The sequence below is a fragment of the Marinicella gelatinilytica genome, assembly GCF_026410405.1.
In the GTDB taxonomy this organism is placed as follows: domain Bacteria; phylum Pseudomonadota; class Gammaproteobacteria; order Xanthomonadales; family Marinicellaceae; genus Marinicella; species Marinicella gelatinilytica.
Genome location: NZ_JAPMLN010000016.1, coordinates 20,987 through 44,215, shown reverse-complemented (window position 1 = coordinate 44,215; position 23,229 = coordinate 20,987). Strand labels below are relative to the sequence as shown.

Annotated in this window: 15 protein-coding genes and 1 pseudogene; 7 read left to right on the top strand and 9 right to left on the bottom strand. The window is 43.1% G+C overall.

Features of this window, described 5'->3' with window-relative positions; genetic code table 11:
• The first annotated feature begins 178 nt into the window (after positions 1-178).
• Positions 179-4,660: a PA domain-containing protein gene (locus tag OS173_RS10870; RefSeq protein ID WP_267184312.1), complete on the top strand. Its 4,482-nt coding sequence runs from the start codon at positions 179-181 to the stop codon at positions 4,658-4,660.
• A gap of 39 nt (positions 4,661-4,699) precedes the next feature.
• Here the strand turns inward: OS173_RS10870 and OS173_RS10865 are convergent, their stop codons facing one another.
• Positions 4,700-6,052: a glutamate--cysteine ligase gene (locus tag OS173_RS10865; RefSeq protein ID WP_267184311.1), complete on the bottom strand. Its 1,353-nt coding sequence runs from the start codon at positions 6,050-6,052 to the stop codon at positions 4,700-4,702.
• A 27-nt stretch (positions 6,053-6,079) separates the two neighbouring features.
• Between OS173_RS10865 and OS173_RS10860 the strand changes: the two genes are divergently transcribed.
• Positions 6,080-7,600 (top strand): peptide ABC transporter substrate-binding protein, encoded by a 1,521-nt coding sequence (locus OS173_RS10860; RefSeq protein ID WP_267184310.1) that lies wholly within the window; start codon positions 6,080-6,082, stop codon positions 7,598-7,600.
• Positions 7,601-7,768: 168 nt separating this feature from the next.
• Here the strand turns inward: OS173_RS10860 and OS173_RS10855 are convergent, their stop codons facing one another.
• The 3 genes from OS173_RS10855 to OS173_RS10845 all read right to left on the bottom strand — a co-directional run bounded on the left by OS173_RS10855 (position 7,769) and on the right by OS173_RS10845 (position 10,194).
• Entirely contained in the window at positions 7,769-8,455 is a 687-nt protein-coding gene (locus OS173_RS10855; RefSeq protein WP_267184309.1) for a class I SAM-dependent methyltransferase, read from the bottom strand.
• Positions 8,455-9,747: a citrate synthase gene (locus tag OS173_RS10850; RefSeq protein WP_267184308.1), complete on the bottom strand. Its 1,293-nt coding sequence runs from the start codon at positions 9,745-9,747 to the stop codon at positions 8,455-8,457. Before OS173_RS10850 ends, OS173_RS10855 begins: the two co-directional genes overlap by 1 nt.
• Positions 9,748-9,948: 201 nt before the next feature.
• Positions 9,949-10,194, bottom strand: a complete 246-nt coding sequence (locus OS173_RS10845) for a type B 50S ribosomal protein L31 (protein WP_267184394.1) — start codon at positions 10,192-10,194, stop codon at positions 9,949-9,951.
• Between the two features lie 196 nt (positions 10,195-10,390).
• On the opposite strand from OS173_RS10845, the gene OS173_RS10840 reads away from it, so the two are divergent.
• The 3 genes from OS173_RS10840 to OS173_RS10830 all read left to right on the top strand — a co-directional run bounded on the left by OS173_RS10840 (position 10,391) and on the right by OS173_RS10830 (position 13,262).
• On the top strand, positions 10,391-11,056 hold the full coding sequence (locus OS173_RS10840) for a hypothetical protein (protein WP_267184307.1): 666 nt from the start codon (positions 10,391-10,393) through the stop codon (positions 11,054-11,056).
• Between the two features lie 262 nt (positions 11,057-11,318).
• Positions 11,319-11,753, top strand: a complete 435-nt coding sequence (locus tag OS173_RS10835) for a DUF2141 domain-containing protein (RefSeq protein WP_267184306.1) — start codon at positions 11,319-11,321, stop codon at positions 11,751-11,753.
• Between the two features lie 9 nt (positions 11,754-11,762).
• Positions 11,763-13,262 (top strand): carotenoid oxygenase family protein, encoded by a 1,500-nt coding sequence (locus OS173_RS10830; protein ID WP_267184305.1) that lies wholly within the window; start codon positions 11,763-11,765, stop codon positions 13,260-13,262.
• Here OS173_RS10830 and OS173_RS10825 read toward each other — a convergent pair.
• Positions 13,259-13,984, bottom strand: coding sequence for a LytTR family DNA-binding domain-containing protein (locus OS173_RS10825; protein ID WP_267184304.1), 726 nt, complete (start codon positions 13,982-13,984; stop codon positions 13,259-13,261). The two genes, OS173_RS10830 and OS173_RS10825, sit on opposite strands and share 4 nt — an antisense overlap.
• A gap of 411 nt (positions 13,985-14,395) precedes the next feature.
• Here OS173_RS10825 and OS173_RS10820 point away from each other — a divergent pair, with 411 nt between their 5' ends.
• Positions 14,396-15,109 carry an SIMPL domain-containing protein gene (locus OS173_RS10820; protein WP_267184303.1) on the top strand — a complete coding sequence of 238 codons (714 nt, stop codon included), beginning with the start codon at positions 14,396-14,398 and terminating at the stop codon, positions 15,107-15,109.
• Between the two features lie 25 nt (positions 15,110-15,134).
• Here the strand turns inward: OS173_RS10820 and OS173_RS10815 are convergent, their stop codons facing one another.
• Both OS173_RS10815 and OS173_RS10810 read right to left on the bottom strand, forming a co-directional pair.
• A complete protein-coding gene (locus tag OS173_RS10815) occupies positions 15,135-18,182 on the bottom strand; it encodes an MSCRAMM family protein (protein ID WP_267184302.1) in 3,048 nt (1,015 codons plus the stop codon).
• A 16-nt stretch (positions 18,183-18,198) separates the two neighbouring features.
• A complete protein-coding gene (locus OS173_RS10810) occupies positions 18,199-18,420 on the bottom strand; it encodes a hypothetical protein (protein WP_267184301.1) in 222 nt (73 codons plus the stop codon).
• A gap of 208 nt (positions 18,421-18,628) precedes the next feature.
• Between OS173_RS10810 and OS173_RS10805 the strand changes: the two genes are divergently transcribed.
• Entirely contained in the window at positions 18,629-20,512 is a 1,884-nt protein-coding gene (locus OS173_RS10805; protein ID WP_267184300.1) for an ATP-binding cassette domain-containing protein, read from the top strand.
• A gap of 5 nt (positions 20,513-20,517) precedes the next feature.
• On the opposite strand, the gene OS173_RS10800 is transcribed toward OS173_RS10805, so the two are convergent.
• Positions 20,518-21,663, bottom strand: coding sequence for a glycosyltransferase family 4 protein (locus tag OS173_RS10800; RefSeq protein ID WP_267184299.1), 1,146 nt, complete (start codon positions 21,661-21,663; stop codon positions 20,518-20,520).
• A gap of 94 nt (positions 21,664-21,757) precedes the next feature.
• A pseudogene (gene rho / locus OS173_RS10795) lies at positions 21,758-23,011 on the bottom strand (transcription termination factor Rho); the annotation flags it as partial.
• Between the last annotated feature and the right edge of the window lie 218 nt (positions 23,012-23,229).

Here is a 23,229-nt window from a genome sequence, read left to right as displayed (position 1 = left end):
ACCCCCTTTTTACTTTGGCAGCAGATATAAACTAATCAGTTTTTATCTGCTGCCACGGTTCCTAGTGCCGAGTTAAGTCTTTCACATTGTTACAGTTGATTAATTTGGCATAAATGCTTTGTCAGTGGCTAATTTTTAATTTGTGGTAAAATGCTCTGTTTTCCACACCCACAAAGCCATGAAATTATTTGTCAATTTATTGTTTGTTGCACTGCTCGGTGTCTTGGTGTTCATTATGCGACCATCGGCGCAAATCGGTGGTGATGAACAGTTAAGTGAAATAACAAAAAATATTAACGTTTTCAAAAAGCAAAAAGAACCTAAAAAGTACGATAAACCGGATCAAGCAGCGCGATGGCTTGCGGATATGCGTCAGATGCCGAAAGGTAATAAGAATCCTTCACAAATGAATATGGACATCAAACGTCAAATTCAGGCCAAGGAAAAAGCACTTAAAACCGGTCATGCCTTACCCATGCGCTTTGCAGATATTGGACCTGGTGTGTTTGGTGGTCGAATTCGCGGTTTTGCCATTCATCCTGATAAACCCGGTTATCTATTGGCCGGTGGTGTCTCAGGAGGTGTCTGGAAGTCAATAGATGATGGCCAGAGCTGGGAGCCTAAAACCGATTTCTTACCGAATATTGCTATCGGCAGCATGTTGGTGGATCCCGATAATTCTGAGCGGGTTTTTATCGGTACCGGCGAAGGTTTCTTTAATTTCGATGCCGCCCAAGGTGCCGGTATTTTTGTTTCAGAAGATTTTGGTGAAACCTGGCAACAACTAAACAGCACCAACCAGTCCCAGTTTTTTTATGTTAACCGTTTAGCCCGTATCCCCGGCAGTAACGTGTTATTGGCGGCCACCAATGCCGGTATTATGCGCTCCACCAATTTAGGACAAAGCTGGCAGGAAGTAAGCCAACACACCACCACGGGTCGGGGTTTTACGGATTTAAAAAGAGACCCATCAAATCAACAGCATTTGCTGGCTTATCATTTTGGTAGCCCAAATCAAGTACAGGCAACGTTAAAGATTACCACACCAGGCGGCTTGGTGGGTGAATATGATGCCGTGCCTGCCGGCTTCGGGCCAGCAGTACCCAATACTGGTATCAGTGGTGAAATAGTCATGGTTAAAGATGGCACTGCTACCACCCAAGATGGCTGTGAAAGTATCAGCAATAACATCAGCGGTAAAATTGCACTGATTCAACGGGGCCAATGTGACTTCACCATTAAAGTTAAAAATGCACAAACAGCCGGCGCAAAAGCCGTGGTTGTTTATCAAAATGACAGCTCTTTGCCCATCATTATGGGTGGAGAAGATGGTTCAATAAGCATTCCTTCAGTCATGATTACACAGTCTTTGGGCAATAAAATCATCAATGCTCAAGCAACGGTCAACGGTCAAATTAAACCCGCCACAGTGACAAATCTGCAGCGCTTTGTGATGCGTTCAATTGATGGAGGTGCTAATTGGCAAAAGCTCAGTAACAGTGGTCTGCCCATCGATGAGGTGGAGCGTATGGAGATTGGTTTTGCAAAAACCGGTCAAGTTTATGTGGCTGTTTCAAAAGAAGCGGTGGAATTAGAAGGTGGCGCCACCAATGGAACCTTGGGTTTATGGACAGCGAACTCAGGCAACCAACTACAGTTTAATAAAACAGCTTCACAAACCAATTTTATTGAGCGTCAAGGTTGGTATGATCTGGCAATTGCTGTTAATCCCAACGATGCCAACCATGTTTTAATCGGCGCCATCGATTTATTTGTATCGAATGATGGTGGTAATGCCATAGTTAAGAAATCAAACTGGTTCCCTCAGGCCGGACAGGTACAGCGTTATATGCATGCTGATCATCACGGTTATTTTTTCTCGCCACATAACCCCAATCATATTTATTTTGTTAATGATGGTGGTGTTGCAAAATCAGTGGATGGTGGAAATAGCTTTACCCATTTGAACAATGGTTTGAATATTTCTCAATCTTATGGAATTTCAGTCAGTCCGGACGGTCGCTTTGTCAACTCAGGTACCCAAGATAATGGTGCCCAGTTGTATTTTGGTGATAAGCAGACTTGGCTAGAGTGGCAAGGCGGAGATGGCGGTTACAGCGCCTGGGATCAGCAACAAAGTAATTATATCTATAATTCTTATGTGAACGGTCAAATGTACGGCTCCAGAGATGGTGGTTTAAGTGCAGAAGCCATCGAACTACCGGATACTGAAGGTGCCCGATTTATTCAGCCATATGTATTAGATGAGAATAATGGTAACCGAATGTTGGTGGGTACCAATAAAGTGTATTATTCCAGTAATATTCGACAATTAGGGAATGCCAGTTGGCAAGATGTGACTGGTGTAATCAGCGGATCTTCCGTGTCCGCAGTGGCCTTTAACCCCCATAAAACAAGTCAAGCATTTGCCGGTATGGCCAATGTAAATAATAATCACCTGGTTAGAATTGATGGCTTAGGCAGTAGTAACACGGTAACTAAAATTAAAATTAATTCAGATGTCATTGGATTTAACAGCACAGTGGTCACTGATATTCGGGTGGATGAATTTGATACCACCGGTAATACTGTGTATGTCACGTTAGGCGGTTATTACAAAGGTCGATTGATTAAATCCACGAATGCTGGTCAATCCTGGTTTGACATCACCGGTAATCTGCCTCAGATTCCTTTATTTCAAGTCATTAATGACCCAATGGAATCTAAACGTTTATTTGTGGGCAGTGAACTGGGGTTATGGGTTGGAGAAACATCCAATGGCGTTGATTATAGCTGGCAGCGATATCAGTACGGTCCTGCCTTTACCCGGGTTATGGATTTGGTGTGGAACGGTGACAATGATTTATATATCGGCACCCATGGTCGCGGCACTTACCGTGCACAAAGAAACCCAATCAGCGTTTCTTTATTGAAATTTATTGCAGCGGATGCCAGTTGTGATGATGATGACTTTATTGATCGTGGTGAACAGGGTCATTTTATGCTGATGTTAGAAAATCACAGTGATCAAGCCCTAAAAAATGTTAGTCTTGCGTTGTCAAATAAGGGCTCTTTAACGGTTAATGGTGGTAACAAAAAAGTTAATTTAGCCCCATTTAGTCAACAAAAAGTGGCTGTGGCTGTCAGCTTAGCCAGTTCGGCGACTTGTGCAGCCGCCATTAATGTTCCAGTAACCATTATGACCGAGTATGGGAATTTTGCTACTGAGATAACAGCCATGACAGCGGTGAATCAAACACTGACAAAAGGTGACTTTTTTGCCGGTGCCGAAGCCAACGACTTGATGCAAGATAGTTTAAATTTAGGTACAGTGGCCTGGAAAAAAGACAGCAGTAAAGCCTTTAATGGTAATGCCAGTTGGTTTGCTGCCTCGGAAAATAAATTCGCAGATAAAACCCTGACCTCACCTTGGCTGACTTTGGCCGATGGTGGTAACGTCTTAAGTTTCGCTTTGGCTTATGATTTAGAATTTGGTAACAACCAATATTGGGACGGTGCAGTTTTAGAAATGCAGGTACAAAGCCAAGATGAATGGCTTGATATCGGCTTATTAAGCAGTGTGCCTTATGATGGACAATTAAGCAATAATAACACCGCTCAAGGTCATTTTGCTTGGTCTGGAAGTCGCCCTCAATGGCGCGAAGCCGATATTGATTTGGGTGAAGCTTACGTCAGCAAAACCATCCGTTTCAGATTTCGGGTGGTGTCAGATACGCAATCATCGGTCAATGGGTTTTGGGTCGATGATATTCGTTTAACCAATGTTTTTAACCGTGAGCAATTGAGTTGTGATAGTTGTGTCAATGCCGGTAATGTGAGACCGACCAAAGGTTCTTGGTATGACCCCAAATATAATGGTCATGGATTTATAATTGAGCCGGTTGGCCGTGACAATATTTATTACACCATGTTCTACACCTATGATGATTTGGGTAAACCTGATTGGTATTTATCTTATTCAACCTTGGAAAATGGTGTACTCAATGACAGCTTTGAACCACAAACTTTGCAACGGGTCTTATATGATTACCAGATCAATCCGGAAAATGGTTATCCACTGTATGAGGACCCAAATTTAAGTGATGGACGCTTACGCATTGATTTTAATGTGGAAACAGCTCAAAACCATGCCGCTTGTCAAGACAACGAAAATCGCGATTTACAGCGAGTGGCATTGGCAGAATGGCATATTAATGGCGAGCAAGAAGTGTGGTGTATTCAGCCTATTCTGGTTGATGTTAATAAAGCCGAACCTGATTTCAGTACCGCATGGTATGGTGGTGAAGCGGATACCGGATGGGGTTTTTCTCTTGTTCATAACAAAGAAGCCATGGTTGGCTACTTGTTTTACTATGATGCTGACGGTAATCCGCGTTGGGCTTTAGCCGATGATGAACCTTTATCGCCGAGTAAAGACTATAACAGTGCCTTCTATCAAGTGGAGGGTTACCCCAGAGACGCCGCGCCACAACCATTAATATTTAATGAAGTGGGTAGTTTGCGGTTAAATCTTAAGAATAAGTTGAATGATCTATCAACCGATGGCAGCGCCGATATCGACATAAACTATGATGGTGTTGAAGGTGGGCAATGGTTGCGAGAATCTGTGCCCTTACAGACCTTGTTCAAGTTAAATTAAATCAGAAAAGCCCGTTTATAAGCGGGCTTTTTTTATGGCTCAATAAGCACAAAGTTTAAAAATCTCATCCAATTGTTGGTTCCAAACACCATGGTATTTGCCCAATTTACGTTCTGCCGGTGTGACGCCGGTATCGGCGATGACTTGTAAAGCGTTTAAATGAACCGTTTCGTCTTTGCCGCAGCTGGTTTTAATGGCACGCTTCTCTAGACCGGCGCGGGCCATGGCCAGCATGGTTAAGGCCAAATCCCTGACGTTGCCTGATTTAAAAGGAGTACACAGTCCTAATTTGGGCACCTGATTACGCAAATAAGCATGGTCTTCTATGGACCAGTCACTGATCATGTCAGCGGCTTGGTTAAGTTGGGTTTGGTCGTACAATAACCCCACCCAGAGAGCCGGTAAAGCACAAATTCGCCGCCAAGGTCCACCGTCGGCACCACGCATTTCTAAGAATTTCTTTAGTCGAACTTCAGGAAAAGCGGTGGTTAAATGATCTTCCCAATCTTTCATTGTGGGTTTTTCACCCGGTAAAATACTCAGCTTGCCGGCCATAAAATCACGGAATGATAAGCCGCTAGCATCTAAGTAAATGCCATTTCGTAAAACGAAATACATGGGTACGTCCAGCATATAATCCACGTATCGTTCAAAGCCCATATCGGATTCAAAAACAAAAGGCAGAATACCACAGCGATCAGGGTCGGTATCTGTCCAAATGTGCGAGCGATAGCTAAGAAAACCGTTGGTTTTACCTTCGGTAAAAGGAGAGTTGGCGAATAATGCGGTTGCCACCGGCTGCAAAGCCAAGCTCACGCGAAACTTTTTCACCATGTCGGCTTCTGAAGAATAATCTAAGTTGGCTTGAATGGTGCAGGTGCGTTTCATCATGTCTAAGCCTAAATTGCCCATTTTAGGCATATAAGCACTCATGATTTTGTAACGGTCTTTTGGCATAAAAGCAATGTCTTCACGACTGGCTGTGGGTTGAAAACCCATACCAAGAAAGGCAGTTCCAAATGGTTCAGCCACACTTTTGACCTCGTTGAGATGGAGATTTGTTTCAGCACAGGTTTGGTGAACATCAGCCAACGGGGCGCCGGATAATTCCAGTTGTCCACCCGGTTCTAAGGTGATTGAACAACCGTTACGAGAAAGCGCTATGAGGTAACCGTTTTCATAAACCGGTTGCCAATTATGGTGTTTGGCTAAACCTTCTAAAATATCACGAATCCCGCCCGGTTCATCATAGTGTAATGGCTTTAAGTTATGTTTGTGAAAACCAAATTTTTCATGCTCGGTGCCGACCTTCCACTCTGCTTTGGGTTTACTGCCTGAAGCAATGTAGTCAATCAGTTGATTTTTTGATTCAATGAGCACAGATTTGGTCATAAGATAGAGCCATGATAAAGTATAAGAATGATACCAAAACTGAACCGGAAAACCACATCATTTATGGTTAATTCATTGATATCCAGCACCCACTTGTTGATTTTAGTGTTTAGTTTGATTGTCTCTGTCGCAACCGCGGAAACGAATACATTAAACCGAGGAAATGGTGCAGAACCGGATTCACTGCGCCCCCATTTGGCGCAAGGCTTAAATAGTCATAATATTTTGCATGATATATACGAGGGTTTATTTACCTATAATGAAACCGGTCAGGCTGTGCCGGGTGCTGTTGCACGTTATGAAATTAGCGACGATGGTTTAACCTGGGACTTTTACCTCAAAGACAATGCTTCTTGGAGTGACGGAGAGCCGCTAACGGCGGCTGATTTTATCTTTGCGTGGCAAAAAGCGGTGTCGCCAGATACAGTAGCACCTTACGCATTTTTATTTGCGAATATGCAGCGAGATGGACAATTACGTATTTCAAGCGACCAGGCCTCTCATTTACGCATTCAACTGAATCAGATAGATTCGGCATTAGCCGATAAGTTATTGTTACCGGTATTTGCACCCATGCCGAAACACCAGCCTGATGAGCCGGTTTATAATGGCGCTTATGTCTTGTCGGAACATCGCCCTCATGAATGGATTGCTTTGCACAAAAACCGCCACTATCACAGTCATGAAACAGTGCGCATACCCGTTATAAGGTACATCGTTACTGAAAACCAAAACAGTGAGCTACTTAAATTTCGTGCCGGTGAATTAGACATCACCGAAACCGTTCCTGATAATCAGTTGGATTGGCTTCGCAAACATTATCCCAAAGCGTTGCGGGTGGCGCCTTACAACGGAAGCTTTTTTCTGGGTTTAAATTTGGCAGATAAACACCTGCAAGATAAAAATCTGCGCACAGCACTTTATTGGGCCATAGACCGGGATATTTTGGTGGATAAAGTACTGAAATCCGGCCAAAAACCGGCCGCCGGTTTAATTCCGACGAGAAATAATGAGCGCAATGCCTTTGACCTGTACAAAGCTCGAGAATACTTAGCCAAAAGTGATTTCAAAGTTGATAGTGAGCGATTGGATTTACTCTATAATAACAGTAATAATCAGAAAAAAACGGCACTTGCCGTGGCTGCCATGTGGCGACAAAATTTAGGTATTAAGACTCGCTTGCATAATCAAGAATGGAAGGTTTTTATCAAAACCCGCCAAGGCCCCAATAAACAAGTGTTTCGTGGTGGCTGGATTGCTGATTACAAAGATCCGCTGAATTATCTACAGCTGTTTGAATCAGATTCGCGCTTTAATTATTACCAATTTAATGATGCTGATTATGACCAATTGGTACAACAAATCCGTGCCACCTCGGATAAAAATAATCGCAATGACTTAATTAAACAAGCGGAAAGCATTTTGCAATCAGAATTACCGCTGATTCCTTTGTATTTCTATGTGTCACGACATTTGGTCAAACCTCAGATCAAAGGTTACAGCGATAATCTGGCCGATAAACATTTAAGTAGATATTTAAGGTTTTAATCTATCGAGATCTCAATTTAAGTCGCAAATCACGTTAAAAAGTCTCAATTTTCGCGTTAAAAAAATCTATAACCCTGCCATTATTCGCGTTTCCTGCCTTGAACTTTAGACTTTTAATTCTTTTTTACAAAGTCTCAGGCTTAAGCAGTAAGCAGAGGTCTCAGCAGTTTAAGCCCGTTGATAGACATCAAAGCGACAGGTTTTACCGTTAATTTGAAATGTGGGTTTTTGCGATGTTATGGTGTCGGCTTTTTGTGGTCGTTTAATAACAATACGCTGACAATCGGCTTGCCAGGCGGCGTAAAATAAAGCCAGGCCATTATCCGATGCAAGGTGGTGTAATTTTTGCAGGATGTGCATATCCTTTTTTACCCGTGCTGATTTTGCAGTACTTGGGAACATTGGGTCCAGATAAATCACATCATAATCAGTGTGGTTAAATCCGGTTTCAGCTGCCGCTGCTTGTAATTTGAATCCTGTCATGGTTTCAGGCAAGCGATGTAAAGCATCGGCCAATAATGCCGCTAAAATTGGGTGACGCTCATACGCAGTGACCGAGAAACCCGCCTGTTGTAATAACATGGCATCACGACCCAGGCCACAAGTGGCATCCATAATACGAAGGTGCTTCTGTTTTTTTATACGGCAGGCTTTAACCACCTGTTCATGTGATGCGCGTTGTAAGCGGTAGGTAAATTTAGGGTCGTTGAAATTAATGGCAAAGCAGCGTTCTAAATTGCCTTGTCGGCATAAAGACAAAACCCCGTCTTGATAAGACAGGGTTAAATTATCGTCAAGTTGTTGCAGTGTGATTTCCGGGTCGAAACCCAGTATCTGCAACTGTTGTTTAAGCATTAACTGCGTTTGTGTCGTGCCACGTAATCACGTTTTTCGGCACCCCGGTAGACTTGACGCGGACGTCCGATACGGGTGTCTTCAGTTTCATGCTGCTCTAACCACTGAGCAGTCCAGCCAACTGTTCGTGCCAAAGCAAACATCACGGTGAACATTTGTACCGGAATGTTTAAGGCTTTGTAGATAATACCGGAGTAAAAATCCACATTCGGGTAAAGCTTACGTTCTACGAAATAATCATCTTTTAACGCAATTTCTTCTAATTTCATGGCCAATTCCAAACGTGGATCATCAATCCCTAACGCATCCAATACTTCATGGGTGGCTTTGCGAATAATGGTGGCGCGTGGGTCAAAGTTCTTATAAACCCGATGGCCAAAACCCATTAATCTAAACGGATCATCCTTGTCTTTGGCTTTGTCGATGTATTTATCAATCTGGCTGACATCACCAATTTCATCCAGCATATTTAAAACGGCCTCATTGGCGCCTCCATGTGCCGGACCCCACAAAGAAGCGATACCACCGGCAATACTGGCATAAGGATTGGCGCCGGTAGAACCCACCAGACGTACTGTTGAGGTACTGGCATTTTGCTCATGATCGGCATGCAATATAAACAATAAATCCAAAGCTTTTGCAGCCACCGGATTAACTTCGTAAGGCTCTGCAGGGACGCCATACATCATGTGTAACAGCCGTTCAGTGAAGTTTAAACTGTTATTGGGATACATGATGGGTTGGCCAATATAGTTTTTGTAGACGGCTGCTGCCACGGTGGGCATCTTAGCAATCAAACGAATCGCCGCTAAGTGTCGGTCTTTTGGGTTGTTAACATCGGTATCATGGTGATAAAAAGCCGCGAATGAGCCAACCACACTCATCATCATGGCCATTGGATGGGCATCGTATTGAAATCCTTTCATGAAAGAGCGGATTTTTTCATGTACCATGGTGTGCCGGGTTATCAAGGATGTGAAGTTATCATATTCCTTGGTGGTTGGTAGTTCGCCATTCAGTAATAAATAGGATACTTCCATGAAGTTACTGTTTTCAGCCAATTGTTCAATGGGGTAACCACGGTATAACAACACACCTTCTTCACCGTCAATAAAGGTAATATCGCTGGTACAAGCTGCGGTGGCGGCAAAACCTGAATCATAGGTAAAATAGCCGGTTTGTTTGTGCAGCGTTTTGATATCAAATGTAGGTGGTCCTAAAACTGAACGCTTAACAGGTAGCTCAGCGGTGGTTCCTTCCGGGGTGGTGATTTTAACAACGTCGTCACTCATGAAATTATTCTCCGAATTCTTATTCTTGGGCAGGTTTCAAACAAGCGTTTATTTTACCATCATATTGAGACCGATTAAACAAATCAACCTAAGCAAGGATAACAAACCCATTAATTTGTCATCGCTTTGGCACAAAAAAACCCGATAAAATCGGGTTTTTTGAAATACTTGGCAAAAAGCCTTATTGCAAAAGACTCTTTACTATTTTCTTTGGTAACGGCGTTTGAATCGATCCACACGTCCGCCGGAATCAACCACTTTATGTTGACCGGTGTAAAAAGGATGTGATTTGGATGAGATTTCGATTTTTACCAAAGGATATTCGTTACCGTCTTCCCATTTGATGGTTTCTTTAGTATGCAGGCATGAGCGCGTCAAAAACGCAAAGTCAGCGCCTGAATCTTGAAATACCACTTCACGGTATTCTGGGTGAATGTCTTTTCTCATAATCGTGTCCACTGTTCTGTACAAAACAAGACCGCGTATTCTAAAGAACAAAGCCCATAAAGTAAAGCCACAAAACACTTTTTCCAGTGTATAAAATCCATTAATAGGCAACATCACAGCAAAAAGGGTGCTGCATCACATTTATTTTTATGAAATGGACGCTACAATAGCCCATTATTTAACATGAAGTCTAGTTATGCGTCACCTTATCTTACTTTCTGCAATCGCGTTACTGGTCGCCTGCGCCAGTCAGCCGGTCAAGCCCGATTACAATCCATTGGTTAATGCTTTGATAAGCCAAGACCGCACGGTCATTATCGCCGAGCGTGGTCACCATCAATTGTCTGTTAAAAATGACAACATCATTAACCTTTATTTATTGATGATTGATAACAAGCCTTCTGCTGTGGTTGCCAATTCTAAACTGCTGATTGAAAACTATCATCAATATAGCTTTTATCAACAACAAATCCTTAAACCCATTTTGCTGTGGGCTTATTTGCATCCCATTTATCGTCGTGAAACCGGCAAAGACATCCGCATATTACAGCGTGAAGAATTATTGGTGGCACCCAGCAACATCGATTTTAGCCGCTGTATTGATGAGCAGCCGGTATGTGCTAACTTAATGCGTGGCCGATTGAAAGTCATTTCGTCGCCCTATGAAATCAATCAGCGATTGACTGAAATGGCCAACAACGACCCCTGCATTAATCTGACTAAAGAAAATATGGCTGGCGACTTTGCCAATAAATGCCTCGCCAACCGCAAAGGTGACCTTAAAATCAACCTCCTTAGTCCACCAAATTTCCTGGCTGATCAATGGCTCGCAATATTGGAAGACAGGCAAGCGCTTGAATAGTGTATAAAAAATTATTGAAAACCAAAACGCTTTAGGAATTTCATTGTCAACAGTTCAGCATAGATGTTAAGTGGTCACATTACCACAGCTCTAAATTCTACTAATCAACTAAATCCACGTCATTTAAGCGGTTATTTCGCGAATCGTAAAGCGGTTAGACCGGTATTTTGCGAAGCCATCGGGCTCATTGACGTAATGGTCATTGATTCTTCGCGTAAGCCAATTATGATGGATTTCACTTTAATCAATGAGAACATTCATTATGAATTTACGAAAAGCCATAGCAACTGGATTATTGATCTTATCAATCACCTGCTCGGTTAAAGCCGCAGATTTGACAGTCACAATCGATCATATTAAAAGTGACGAAGGGACTGTCTATGCGCAGTTATTTTTAGGCGAGGACAGTTATAACAATAACAACGCAGCACAAAGTGCCATGATGCCGGCCAAGCAAGGCGCCGGTGAATTCACTTTTAAAGATTTAACCCCTGGTGATTATGTGGTGCGTCTTTACCACGATGAAAACGGTAATCAACAATTGGACATGAATGCCTTTGGTATGCCGTTAGAAGGTTACGGATTTTCCAATGAAGCCGTTGCCAACATGGGGCCGCCGCAATACAAAGATATGGTGGTTCGCATAGAAGAATCTGATGGCGTCGTCAAAACCAAGACCAAGATGACGTATTTATAAGAGATTTCCATGAACAGAAGACAATTTATATCGCAACTTGGTCTGATAAGTGCCATGGGTTTGGTGCCTAAGTCGCTGTTGGCTTTGGGTGATACAGCCACAAGCACCTTTGAGTTATTTCGGCAGGCGCTGCAGAAAAACCCTGAGTTACTGGGTTATCAGAATTACACGCAGGAACGGGTGGTGGATCAATTGGAAATTGAAGGTCAGTTCCCGGCTGATTTTAATGGCCGGTTATTTCGAAATGGTCCGGCCTTGTTTGAGCGCAATGCAATTCGCTATGGGCACTTGTTTGAAGGTGACGGCATGATACAAGCATTTACCTTTAAACAGGGCCAGGTGAGTTTTAGAAACAAATTTGTGCAAACCCACAAATTTAAAACCGAGCAAGCAGCCGATCGCTTTTTATATGATTTCAGTGACATCGGCATCCCGAATCCACTGCCCATAAGTAGTGCGGACACCATTAATCCGGCCAACACAAATATCCTGCCGGTGGGTGATGAGCTTTGGGCCTTATGGGAGGCAGGTTCGGCCTATGGCGTGAATCCCGACACCTTAGAAACAAGTGGTGTTATCGGTTTAAATGATCAGCTTAAAGGCATGCCGTTTTCAGCCCATCCGAAAGTGGAAGCGGACGGTACCATATGGAATTTCGGTTTAGATTATGGCAGTGGTCAAATCATTATTTACCAGTTAAATGCCAGGGGTCAATTAAAAAAATATGGCCTGATTGACAGTGGTTATCATGCCATTTTGCATGATTTCTTAATCACTAAAAACCACCTGTTGTTTATATTGCCTCCCTTAAGTATTGATGTGAATGCCGGAAGTTTTATGCAACAACAAAAGTTCGACAAAAACCAAGCCATGCGCGTGTTGGTGGTGGATAAGAACAACCTTCAAGTGAAGTCCGCACATGAATTTCCGGCCTGTTTTATGTTTCATTTTGGAAACGCCTGGGAGGAAAAAGACGGCACCCTGAAATTTGATGGTTGCCGTTATCCTGACTTTAATGTTATGACTGTATTGGGTGATGTCATGGCCGGTCAAACCAGCCCAAACAAACAGTCATTGAGCCAGACCGTTGTGTTTTCGATTCATCCAAATGGTCAAACTAAACAAGCGTTTTTTGACGGGTTGAGTGAATTTCCAAGAATATACCCGTCATTAACTGGTTTGAAAAACACCAAGGTATTCACAACCAGTGGCCATCCTGATGCTGAGACAATGCATTCAATCCGCTCGGTGAATCTGGAAACAGGTCATATTGATTTATTTGATTATGGACGTGACTATCTGGTTGAAGAACATATTGTGGTAGAACAGGGCCAAAAAGCCCAATCCAATGGCTGGTTACTGGGTACAGCCTTACACTGGCCATCGAAAAGATCCTGTGTTTCTTTATTTAAAGCCGAGAATTTAAGTGCAGGGCCGATTGCCAGAGCCTGGCTGCCGTTTCATATCCCTCTGGGATTTCATGGGAATTTCAAACCGCAGCGTGTTTAGATCAATGCGTGCTTTTTGAGTTGTGATAAATACTTCTGTGAAACCGGAACTTGTAAATCGTTTTTTAGTGTTAACACGGCTTTTCTGGGTTGTTTATGCACCTCGACAATGGCATCGGTGGCCACCCACCAGGAACGATGTACCTGGAAACCGGGATAATCCTTAAGTTCCATTAAGGCATCTTTCATGCGCAACAACATCATGTGGTCACCTTTTGTGGTAAAGACATGTAAATAATGGTCTTCCATGGTGAAACAAACCAACTCATTGCCTAATTTATGGGGAATCCGTTTCAGGAACAGTTGCCCCGGTTGCTGTTGTGCCGTTGAGTTAACCTCAGGTATTTGACTTAAGGGTGAGGATAACAAAAACCCCACAACATTAATCACCAGACTTAATGCCAGCACCTTGGGATAGAAAAACAGAAAATTTTCCGGAAATCGAAAGTTTAAGCCAAAAAAATAGTGGGATATTAATTCCACAAAAAAAGACAAAAATAAAGCACCCACCAGTGATGAAGTCACCAGTGTTAAAATCGGGTTGGTTCTATTCGCATCTAAAAAATAATGACAAACTTTATCTGTCTGTGCAAAAATAATATGTCCCCCGCCGATTAAAATCACCCAATAAAGCAGTCTGTTTAGCAGTGGCATTTCATAACTGCCAAACGGTCCCAGATAACCAACAACCAGGCCGATAGCCAGGGTTATGATCACGCTCATTAAACTGGGTAACTGAATACGCAGCGGTTTATTCAAATCGATTTTAGAATTCGGCAAAGCTCAATGTTAGTTTTTACATGTAAAGAAGAATTGTATCACCAATAATCCGGTCTTTTAGAATAATCCAAAATCCACCATGACATGAATTTAAAAAATTAAGTGAGACCTTTGCATAAATCTGAGCCGGTGGAAAAAATACTAAAATTTCACCAATCAAGGCAGGAAACGCAGTCTAATACGCCGTTATTAGCTAGTTTTCTAACGCAGAGTGGTGGAATTTTATGGTTTTTAACTCGATTCATGATTAATGCAAAAGTCTCTAAGTACACAAAAAACAGTTCAAATGGTTAAGTGCTATATACGATTTTGTGCAGATTGCGATATGATAACTGAATATCTCAGGAGAAAATTATGATGCAGCGTATGGGTTTTTTAATTCTTTTATTAATGACTGGCGTGATTAACGCCGAAAACAGTCACCCGCCTTATCTGATTGCCCACGGCATGGCTGAAAAAAATGTCAAGCCGATGTTAGCAAAAATTGATATCGAATTATTTTCGTACCGTGGAAGTTCTGATGATGCTTTGCAAGACGTCAATAATGCCACGGATAAAATCATAAAAATATTAGCTGATAGCGACGTCAATGAAGATGCTTTGGAAGCTTCTAACTTTCTGAAAGAAACCATTCGAGATCGCGATGATAATCACAATAAGCTGGCCACCAAAGGTTATGAAGTCAAACGCAATATCGTAATTCGACTCAGTGAATTATCAAACTATCAAAATATGATGGTTCAGTTGGTGGCAATTGATAACGTCGCGGAAATAGACACGGAATTCGATGTTAATAATAAGCAAGCATTGACTCATGAGCTTATGCTGACAGCCGGTAAAGATGCTCGCCATCGAGCAGAGAGTATGGCCGAAGCATTGGGTGTCGAGCTTGCCGGTGTACAAGCTGTTGCGGAAGATCAAAGCTTTGAAATATATGATATTCGCTATCGTATTTCACCCAAAACATCCTATCGACGGATACCACCTAAAAGTTTTTCAAAAATGCTGGTACCAAGTCATATCGTTTTACACCAAGAGGTTAATGTGGTGTTTAGGATTAAGCCGTAGGTTTTTGATAATTAATAATCCTCGGTTAATGAAAGCCACATTCTACCGGGAAAGGCGAGCTGTTTCTAATGAGCTGAACTGTTCTTTGCTCAAAATCACTGTGCGCTGCGTTTGGTGTAAAAGTCACTTCAAGATTATCTTGTGGTATTTTTCGGATGGTGACATTGCCCCAGTCAATAAGCTCGACTTGGTTTGGATCGAAATCGGGAGTGAAATTAACGCCTGTGGTGTAATAAGCCAGTGAATCAACAGTATCTTGGTTAAAGTCGCCCTGGCCGGTGAACCAGAATTGTTTATCGCCTAAATAAGTGTACCAGTTAAAAGACAAATGGTTACTCGGGTTACCCAAGGCGGTAATCTGGATGCCTTCACCGCTGCGTTTGGGGTCATAATAAGAGCCGGTTACACAGGCATCCAGGTTGGTGTTTTCAGTATAAAAAGCTTCACCTTGTTCCGGAATGGTGGCAATGGTGAGGCGTTCAAACTCAAGTTCGCCCGATTCAAAGCCTTCCAGTAAAGGCTGCCAGCTCATCGAGGCGTGGTTCAAATCATCAAATTTAACCCGCAGTTCGCCCCAAATTTTGGCATTCATACTGGCCGGAAAATCTTGGCCATCGGTGATAATCAAGTCTACAAAAGCACGATCACCGAGCAAAGGTCCGGAACCGGTCAACCACATGGGCTCGCCATCCACATGCGCAAACCAGGTGACATATAAAATCGCTGCATTATCATGGTCGAGGACCTCAAACTGCAGACCATGGCCGGATTCCTCCGGGTTAAACCACATACCGGTGTAGTGCGGTAAAACATCTTTTTTATGGGTGAGTTGGATATCCAACGGTTCGGACGGCAAAGTGATGGTTTGCGCATCGGATAATTCACAAACTTCAAATAAGCAGTCTTTGTCATCGTTACCAACGGCCTTATCCAAATATAAATAACCGCCATCCACCAGGATTTTATAATCACCGGGTAATAGTGCAGACGTGGTAAAAGCACCGAGTTGATCGGTGAGATGATTGCCTACTTGGGTGCCGTCGGTCTGGTAGACTTTAATGCGTTTTTTGTATAAAGGCGCCCCGGAATTTATATCAAGGACTGTGCCGGATAGTTGTTCTCCTGCGACAAGATTAAAGTCAATATGATCAATATCCTCATGTGTAATGGTTATGGCTGTTCCCTGGCTGAAATCACATTGGTTATTGAGACAAGTTGTGTCGGGGTATAGTTGATTTATATAACCGCCCGTGTAGGCTTTGTTAATGTTATACCTTTTATTGAGATATTTGCTGCCGTTTTGAGTGCGTAAATAGTATTTTCCGGGTAACAATCCCCAATGGCTGTAGTAACCATCAACAGACGTCAATGCGCTACTAACTAAATGTTGGTCACTGTCGAGTACTTCCACTCTAATGCCGCTTAAGCCCTGGCCAGTTTGCTTGTCTGTGACTTGACCTTTAATGCCTTGGCCTCGTTTTAAGGCTATATCATCAATAATGGTGTCCTCATCGTCTTTCACTTCTACCAGTGTGCCTTGAGAAAAATCACAGTACCGACCCGCACAGTCCACGTTGGGGTAGAGTGTGCTGGCATAGTAGCGATTTGTAAATCCGAATTTGCCGTGACCGGTTTTTAAATAGTAGTGACCAGCGGGTAAATTATACTGAAAGGGTCCTGAAGTGATATTGGTGGTAATCAGTTCCTTGTTTTCGTTATAGATAGAGAGCCAATTAGACGTATAAAATGAGGGAGAAGCGTTTGGGTTATCTGAAATGACATCACTTATTAAATATCCATCTGGTGTGTGAGGATCATAAGTACGGCCAATTAGCATACCACCGGTGGGTTTGTTGTCATGGGGTCTAAGTTGCGTGGTTTGATGTTTGCGTACCAATATCGGGGTTACATTGTCAAAGTCGCAATGAGGGTGATCACAGTAATCACCACCATATAGGCTTGAATAGGCATAGTAGTTTGGATCATTTAAAGGGTCGCTATAAATATTAGGATAATTTGAAAACTGTAACATGTAATAACCGCTGGCTAAATTCGTTACATTGAGCTCTAAAGGGTAGTCTGAATCCGGATTATCGTTACTTTTTGTATAATAGTCATACGGGTTTCCACTCTTATTGAAATCCATAATCTGAATAAACGACCTCTCGATGTCTTTGATTAAACCTTTAAAGCCACCTGATATCCTTTTAAAGGTTATTTCGGCCAATTTTGGTTGGTCTTTGCTGAGTGAAAGTGTTTGTCCGGCTCCGGACCGAACTTTGAACTCACAATGCCTGCATGATTCAGATTCGCCGTATATAAACCCATGGTATTGTGCTTGTTCGGCATAAATACGGTAATCTCCTTCGGGTAATAAGAATACGGCTTTATTTGTATAGGTTGTTGTTCCAAAAGGATCAAAATTCACTTTAGTGACGGTAAATCTTTTAGGACGTTTAATGCCCAGTTCGTCTAAACTGTATATATATGGATAGCCCGTTAATTCTTCTGAATCCGGTGTATATAAATCGACTTCCAATACGGCGGCCTTATCTAACATGAAATCGGCTTGAGTTTGTGGATTTGATTCAGTTAATGATATGGCTTGTTGTTTTAAAGGCTCACAGTGATCACATGACTCACCACCTGTTGGCGTCCATATTGTGGTTAAAAAAGCCGTTTCATAATTTGGATTTTCAAAATCGGGATATTTCCAGCCTATCACGACAGCATATTCGCCGACTTCTAATCCGGTAAATTCATAATCTTGACCCTGGCCCGAATCCACAGAATCAACGGCATCCCAACTACCAAATCGGGGGTGCTGCTTGTATAAAACAACATAAAATTTGATGTCTTCACTTAATAGATTGCCGCTATCACGATCTACAAGCCGGCCTTTTATAACACCATCGCCTTGTGTGTCTTGTTTTAACTGAGTGAGTGATTTTTGATCAGTTAATGATTCGCCAAAATAGTTGTAGTTAACTTTATACTCAGTTTTGGCATGGACAGCACTGGACAAAAATAAGCTAATAAAGATAAAAGAAAGAAGATAGGTTGTTTGTTTCATAAGCGGTTTTCTGGTGTTAGTTCCGTTTTAATTGGTTAATGCGCTTGGTTTCTTCGAAATCTTTGGGGTTGTTGGCGAGGATGCGTTGCGAGCGGGCGATGTCTTCGAGGCTTTGGTTTAATTGGTGTTGCTGTTTTTGGATGTTTTTAAGCGTTGTTATGAGGGCGTAAAAACCGACGCTGATACTGATAAATATCAGCCCAAGCAAAGTGGATTGAATCAGAGGCAAAGTGTCCATAAGTTGATTATAAGTTAATGTTTGTCGAAGTTCATGTGATTATTTGTATTTCGTTTTGTGATGAGATTCTCGGGTGGCTTACACGACGTAAGTCTGTAACGTTAGCAGGATGCGGTAGTTACCTGGCCCGAGAATGACAGACGAAAGAACAGATTCCCGCATAGTTCTTAATTGATTTTGAGGCTTCTTTACCGCACAATGCCCGACCATGATTAAACTATCCAATATGAGCTTACGGCGTGGTGCTTTGTTGTTGTTCGACGAGGCCGATGTCAGCATTTTTCCCGGTCAAAAGGTGGGTTTAACCGGCGCCAATGGCACCGGTAAATCGTCTTTATTTACTTTATTTCGTGGTCAGTTACAGCCGGACAGTGGTTCTTGTGAATTACCTAAAAATTGGCAGTTGGCCCATGTGAAGCAGGAAACACCGGCTTTGGAATGTTCGGCTTTGGATTATGTGTTGGATGGTGATGCGCACTATCGGGAAATTGAACAATCGATTGCAGAGGCCACCGCGAGTGAACAGCATGAGCAGTTGGGTGAATTGTATGCCCAAATGGAGCATATCGGCGGGTTTTCAGCGCCGGCGCGGGCTTCACAAATGCTGCATGGACTGGGGTTTTCAGCCGATGAGGTGAACAATCCGGTGGAATCATTTTCAGGCGGTTGGCGTATGCGATTAAATCTGGCGCAGGCGTTGATGTGTCGTTCAGATTTATTACTATTGGATGAGCCCACTAACCACTTGGATTTAGAAGCGGTGGTGTGGTTGATTGACTGGTTAAAACAGTACCAAGGGACGCTTTTAGTGATTGCCCATGACCGGGATTTTCTGGATGCGGTGGTGAATCATATTTTGCATATTGAGCACAATCAGCTGACTTTATACAGCGGTAACTATTCTGATTTTGAAGTGATTCGTGCCGAGCGATTGGCGGCACAACAGGCGCAGCATGAAAAACAGCAACAAGTGATGGCGCATATGCATTCTTATGTGGAGCGCTTTCGATATAAAGCCAGTAAGGCGAAACAGGCACAAAGTCGCTTAAAGGCATTAGAGCGCATGGAGAAAGTCGCGGCGGTGCAAAGTGATAATCCCTTTAGTTTTCGGTTTTTTCCATGTCAAAATTTAGCCCATCAGGTGGTTTCACTGAACCGGGCAGATATAGGTTATGGCGATCATCTTATCTTTGAGGGCCTGGACTTTGCCATCGCTGCCGGTGATCGCATCGGTTTACTGGGTCGCAATGGTGCCGGTAAATCCACCTTAATTAAGGCATTGGCCGGTGAAAAGGCTTTGGCCGGCGGCGAACGGATAACAGCCAAAGATTTATCCATTGGTTATTTTGCTCAGCATCAGCTTGAACAGTTAGATAAAGACAGCAGTGCGCTGAATCATTTACAGGCGGTGGATAACAACGCCACCACTCAGGATTTGTTGAATTTTCTCGGTGGTTTTGGTTTTCGCGGTGAGCGGGCTGATTGTGCGATTGCGCCTTTTTCAGGCGGTGAAAAAGCGCGGTTAGCCTTGTCTTTGATTGTCTATCAACGGCCGGATTTGTTGTTATTGGATGAACCCACCAACCATTTGGATTTGAATATGCGCGAAGCCATCTCTCTGGCATTACAGGACTATCAGGGTGCCGTGATTCTGGTCTCCCATGACCAACATTTGATTGACAGTGTGGTGGATGATTTGTGGTATGTGCACGCCGGTGATGTGCACCATTTTGCCGGTGATTTACAAGCCTATCAAAAACACATTAAGGCCGAATTACGGGCGCATGATAACGATAAAACGTCAGCAACAAAAAATACAGCTGAAACCGGCTCCAGTCAGGGTCAAGCCCATCAGGCCAATCGTAAGCAGCTGAAAGCCCAAAGAAATCGACTGCAGAAACTGGACAAGCAGTTACAACTTTTAACGCAAAAGAAGAAACAATTGGCCGATGAATTGAATGACGAAGGTTTATACCAGGCTGATCAGACTGATAAATTACAGCATCTGTTGGCGGCATCGAAGGCCAATCAAAGCCAGCTGGATGAGGTTGAAGCGGAATGGTTAGAATTGGCTGAGCAGTTGGGTGAGTAATTTATTTATTGAAGGGCTTTTTCATAAGCCTTGATGGTTGCTTCAGCACAATTTTGCCAGCTGAATTGTTGGCTGTGGTTTAAGCCATTAACAGCGGCTTGCTGGCGCCATTTTGGGTTGTCGATCGCCCATTGTAACTTGTCTTGTATATCATCAACTTCTAAGGGACAGCATAACAATGCATGACCACCTGCGACTTCTTGCATGGCGCCGACATCGGAGGTCATCACCGGTGTGCCACAAGCCATGGATTCAATAATCGGCAAACCAAAACCCTCATACAAAGATGGCATTAAGGTCATGGTGGCGCCGGTATATAACTGATGCAACTGGGATTGATCAAGGTAACCGGTTAAGCGAATGTGTTGTTGATGTTGTTTGATTAATTGATTAAGTTCATGATTCAGCCAGCCGCGGTCACCCACCAACACCAAAGGGTATTGTTTTTTTATCTGGGCGGGCAGGCCGGCATAGGCCTGAATCAGACGTATCAGATTTTTTCGTGGTTCACGGGTGGCCACAGCCAAAAAATAGTGCCGATGGTTGAGGTCAAAAGTGGTTAAGACTTCTTGGCAATCGACTACCGGTAACGGTTTAAAGCGCCGATCGACGCCTAAATAAGTCACGCTGATTTGATCTTCAGATAAGCCATAGGTGCTTATTAATTCTGATTTTACACTTTCAGATACGGTGATAATGTGGTTTGCCCGGGCCAGCGTTTTCGGAATTTCGCGGTCTAAAAACTGTAATCGATATCTGGGTTGGGTTTGACGGTAATGGACATGACTTAAGTCGTGAATGGTGGCCACTGATGGCCCATCAAAGGGCATTAAAATAAAATTAGGACTGTGCAATACATAGTCATTTAAAGAAGTGGCCAAACGTTGTAAGCCACGACTGCGCTGCGCATGATAAACGCGCAATGCCAAGCTTTTCATGGGTATAAAACGACGGGCTCTGGCCAGCCAGCGATTATTATCAGCCAATGATTCAAAATCAGAGGGCCAGCGGCCACCCGAGTAGAGTTTTAAGTCTTTTATTAGCGGCTGATTTTGCAGTTGCAAACCCAGTTGATGGGTGTAGCGACCAATACCCGTTAACGGATGACTGATGGCATCGACATTATAAATAATATTCAGGGCTTGGGTCATGGCTTGAATCTGGTCATCATACAATTGAAATTATAAACCATGACCCTGAAGAATTAGCGACATCAATGGTTAAATATGATGTCGCACAAGACAATTACCGTTTCATGGAGGTAAAGAATTCTTCGTTGGTTTTGGTGTCTTTCAGTTTTTCCAACAAGAACTCAATGGCCTGTATATCATCCATTGGATTGAGGATTTTGCGTAAGATCCAGGCTTTTTGTAAAAATTCCGGATCCACAATTAATTCCTCACGGCGTGTGCCTGATTTATTAATGTTTAAGGCCGGCCAAAGTCGTTTTTCTGCTGCGCGACGATCCAAGTGGACTTCCATGTTACCGGTGCCTTTAAATTCTTCAAAAATAACTTCGTCCATTTTAGAGCCGGTTTCAACCAAGCCGGTGGCCAAAATGGTCAAGCTACCGCCTTCTTCGACATTTCGTGCTGCGCCAAAGAATTTTTTCGGTCTGTGTAAAGCATTGGCATCGACACCCCCGGTGAGGATTTTGCCGGATGCCGGTGTTACTGTGTTGTAGGCGCGTGCTAAACGGGTGATGGAATCCAGAAGAATAATCACATCTTGTTTATGTTCAACCAGACGTTTGGCCCGTTCAATGACCAAATCTGCGACCATGACGTGACGGGTGGCGGGCTCGTCAAAGGTTGAGGCAATCACCTCACCACGAACGGTGCGTTGCATTTCGGTGACTTCTTCCGGGCGCTCATCTATGAGTAGCACAAATAATTTTGCTTCCGGGTTGTTTTTGGCAATGGATGTGGCGATATTTTGCAATATCATGGTTTTACCGGCTTTTGGCGGTGACACGATGAGTCCGCGCTGGCCTTTGCCGATGGGTGAAATAAGATCAATAATTCGGGTGGTTAAATCTTCTCGAGATCCGTCACCACGCTCAAGCTTAAGCTGCTCCGTAGGGAACAAAGGCGTCAGGTTTTCAAAAACAATTTTACCTTTGGTGTTTTCGGGTGGCTCATAGTTAATGGAGCTGATTTGCAATAAAGCAAAATAACGCTCGCTGTCTTTTGGTGGCCTAATTTTGCCGGCAATGGTATCACCGGTGCGTAACCCAAAGCGTCTAATTTGGCTGGGTGAGACATAAATGTCATCAGGTCCGGCTTGATACGAGCCTTCAGGTGAGCGCAAAAACCCAAATCCGTCGGGTAGTACCTCTAAAACGCCGTCACCAAAAATATCATCACCTTTTTTGGCATGCTTCTTTAGGATGGAAAAGATTAAGTTTTGCTTGTGGACCCGTGAGCGGGTATCGACGCCAACTTGTTCAGCAATTTCAGTTAGCTTGGTCGAGGGTAGTTGTTTTAATTCAGATAGGTTCATAGGTTAGTCGGCAGGGCGCCGTTATAGTCGTATTGTAGAAAAGTGTAAAATCCCTAAACTGCGTTCAGCAGCGTTGTGTATTGTTTTTTATTAATTAGTATTGAATGGTTTTTCGGGAGAATAGGTTTGCCCGACTGGATGTTGCATAAACTACCATTAAAATTTTAGACTGTCCAGTAACAATTAAAAAAATGCCCGAATTAGCGATTAATTCG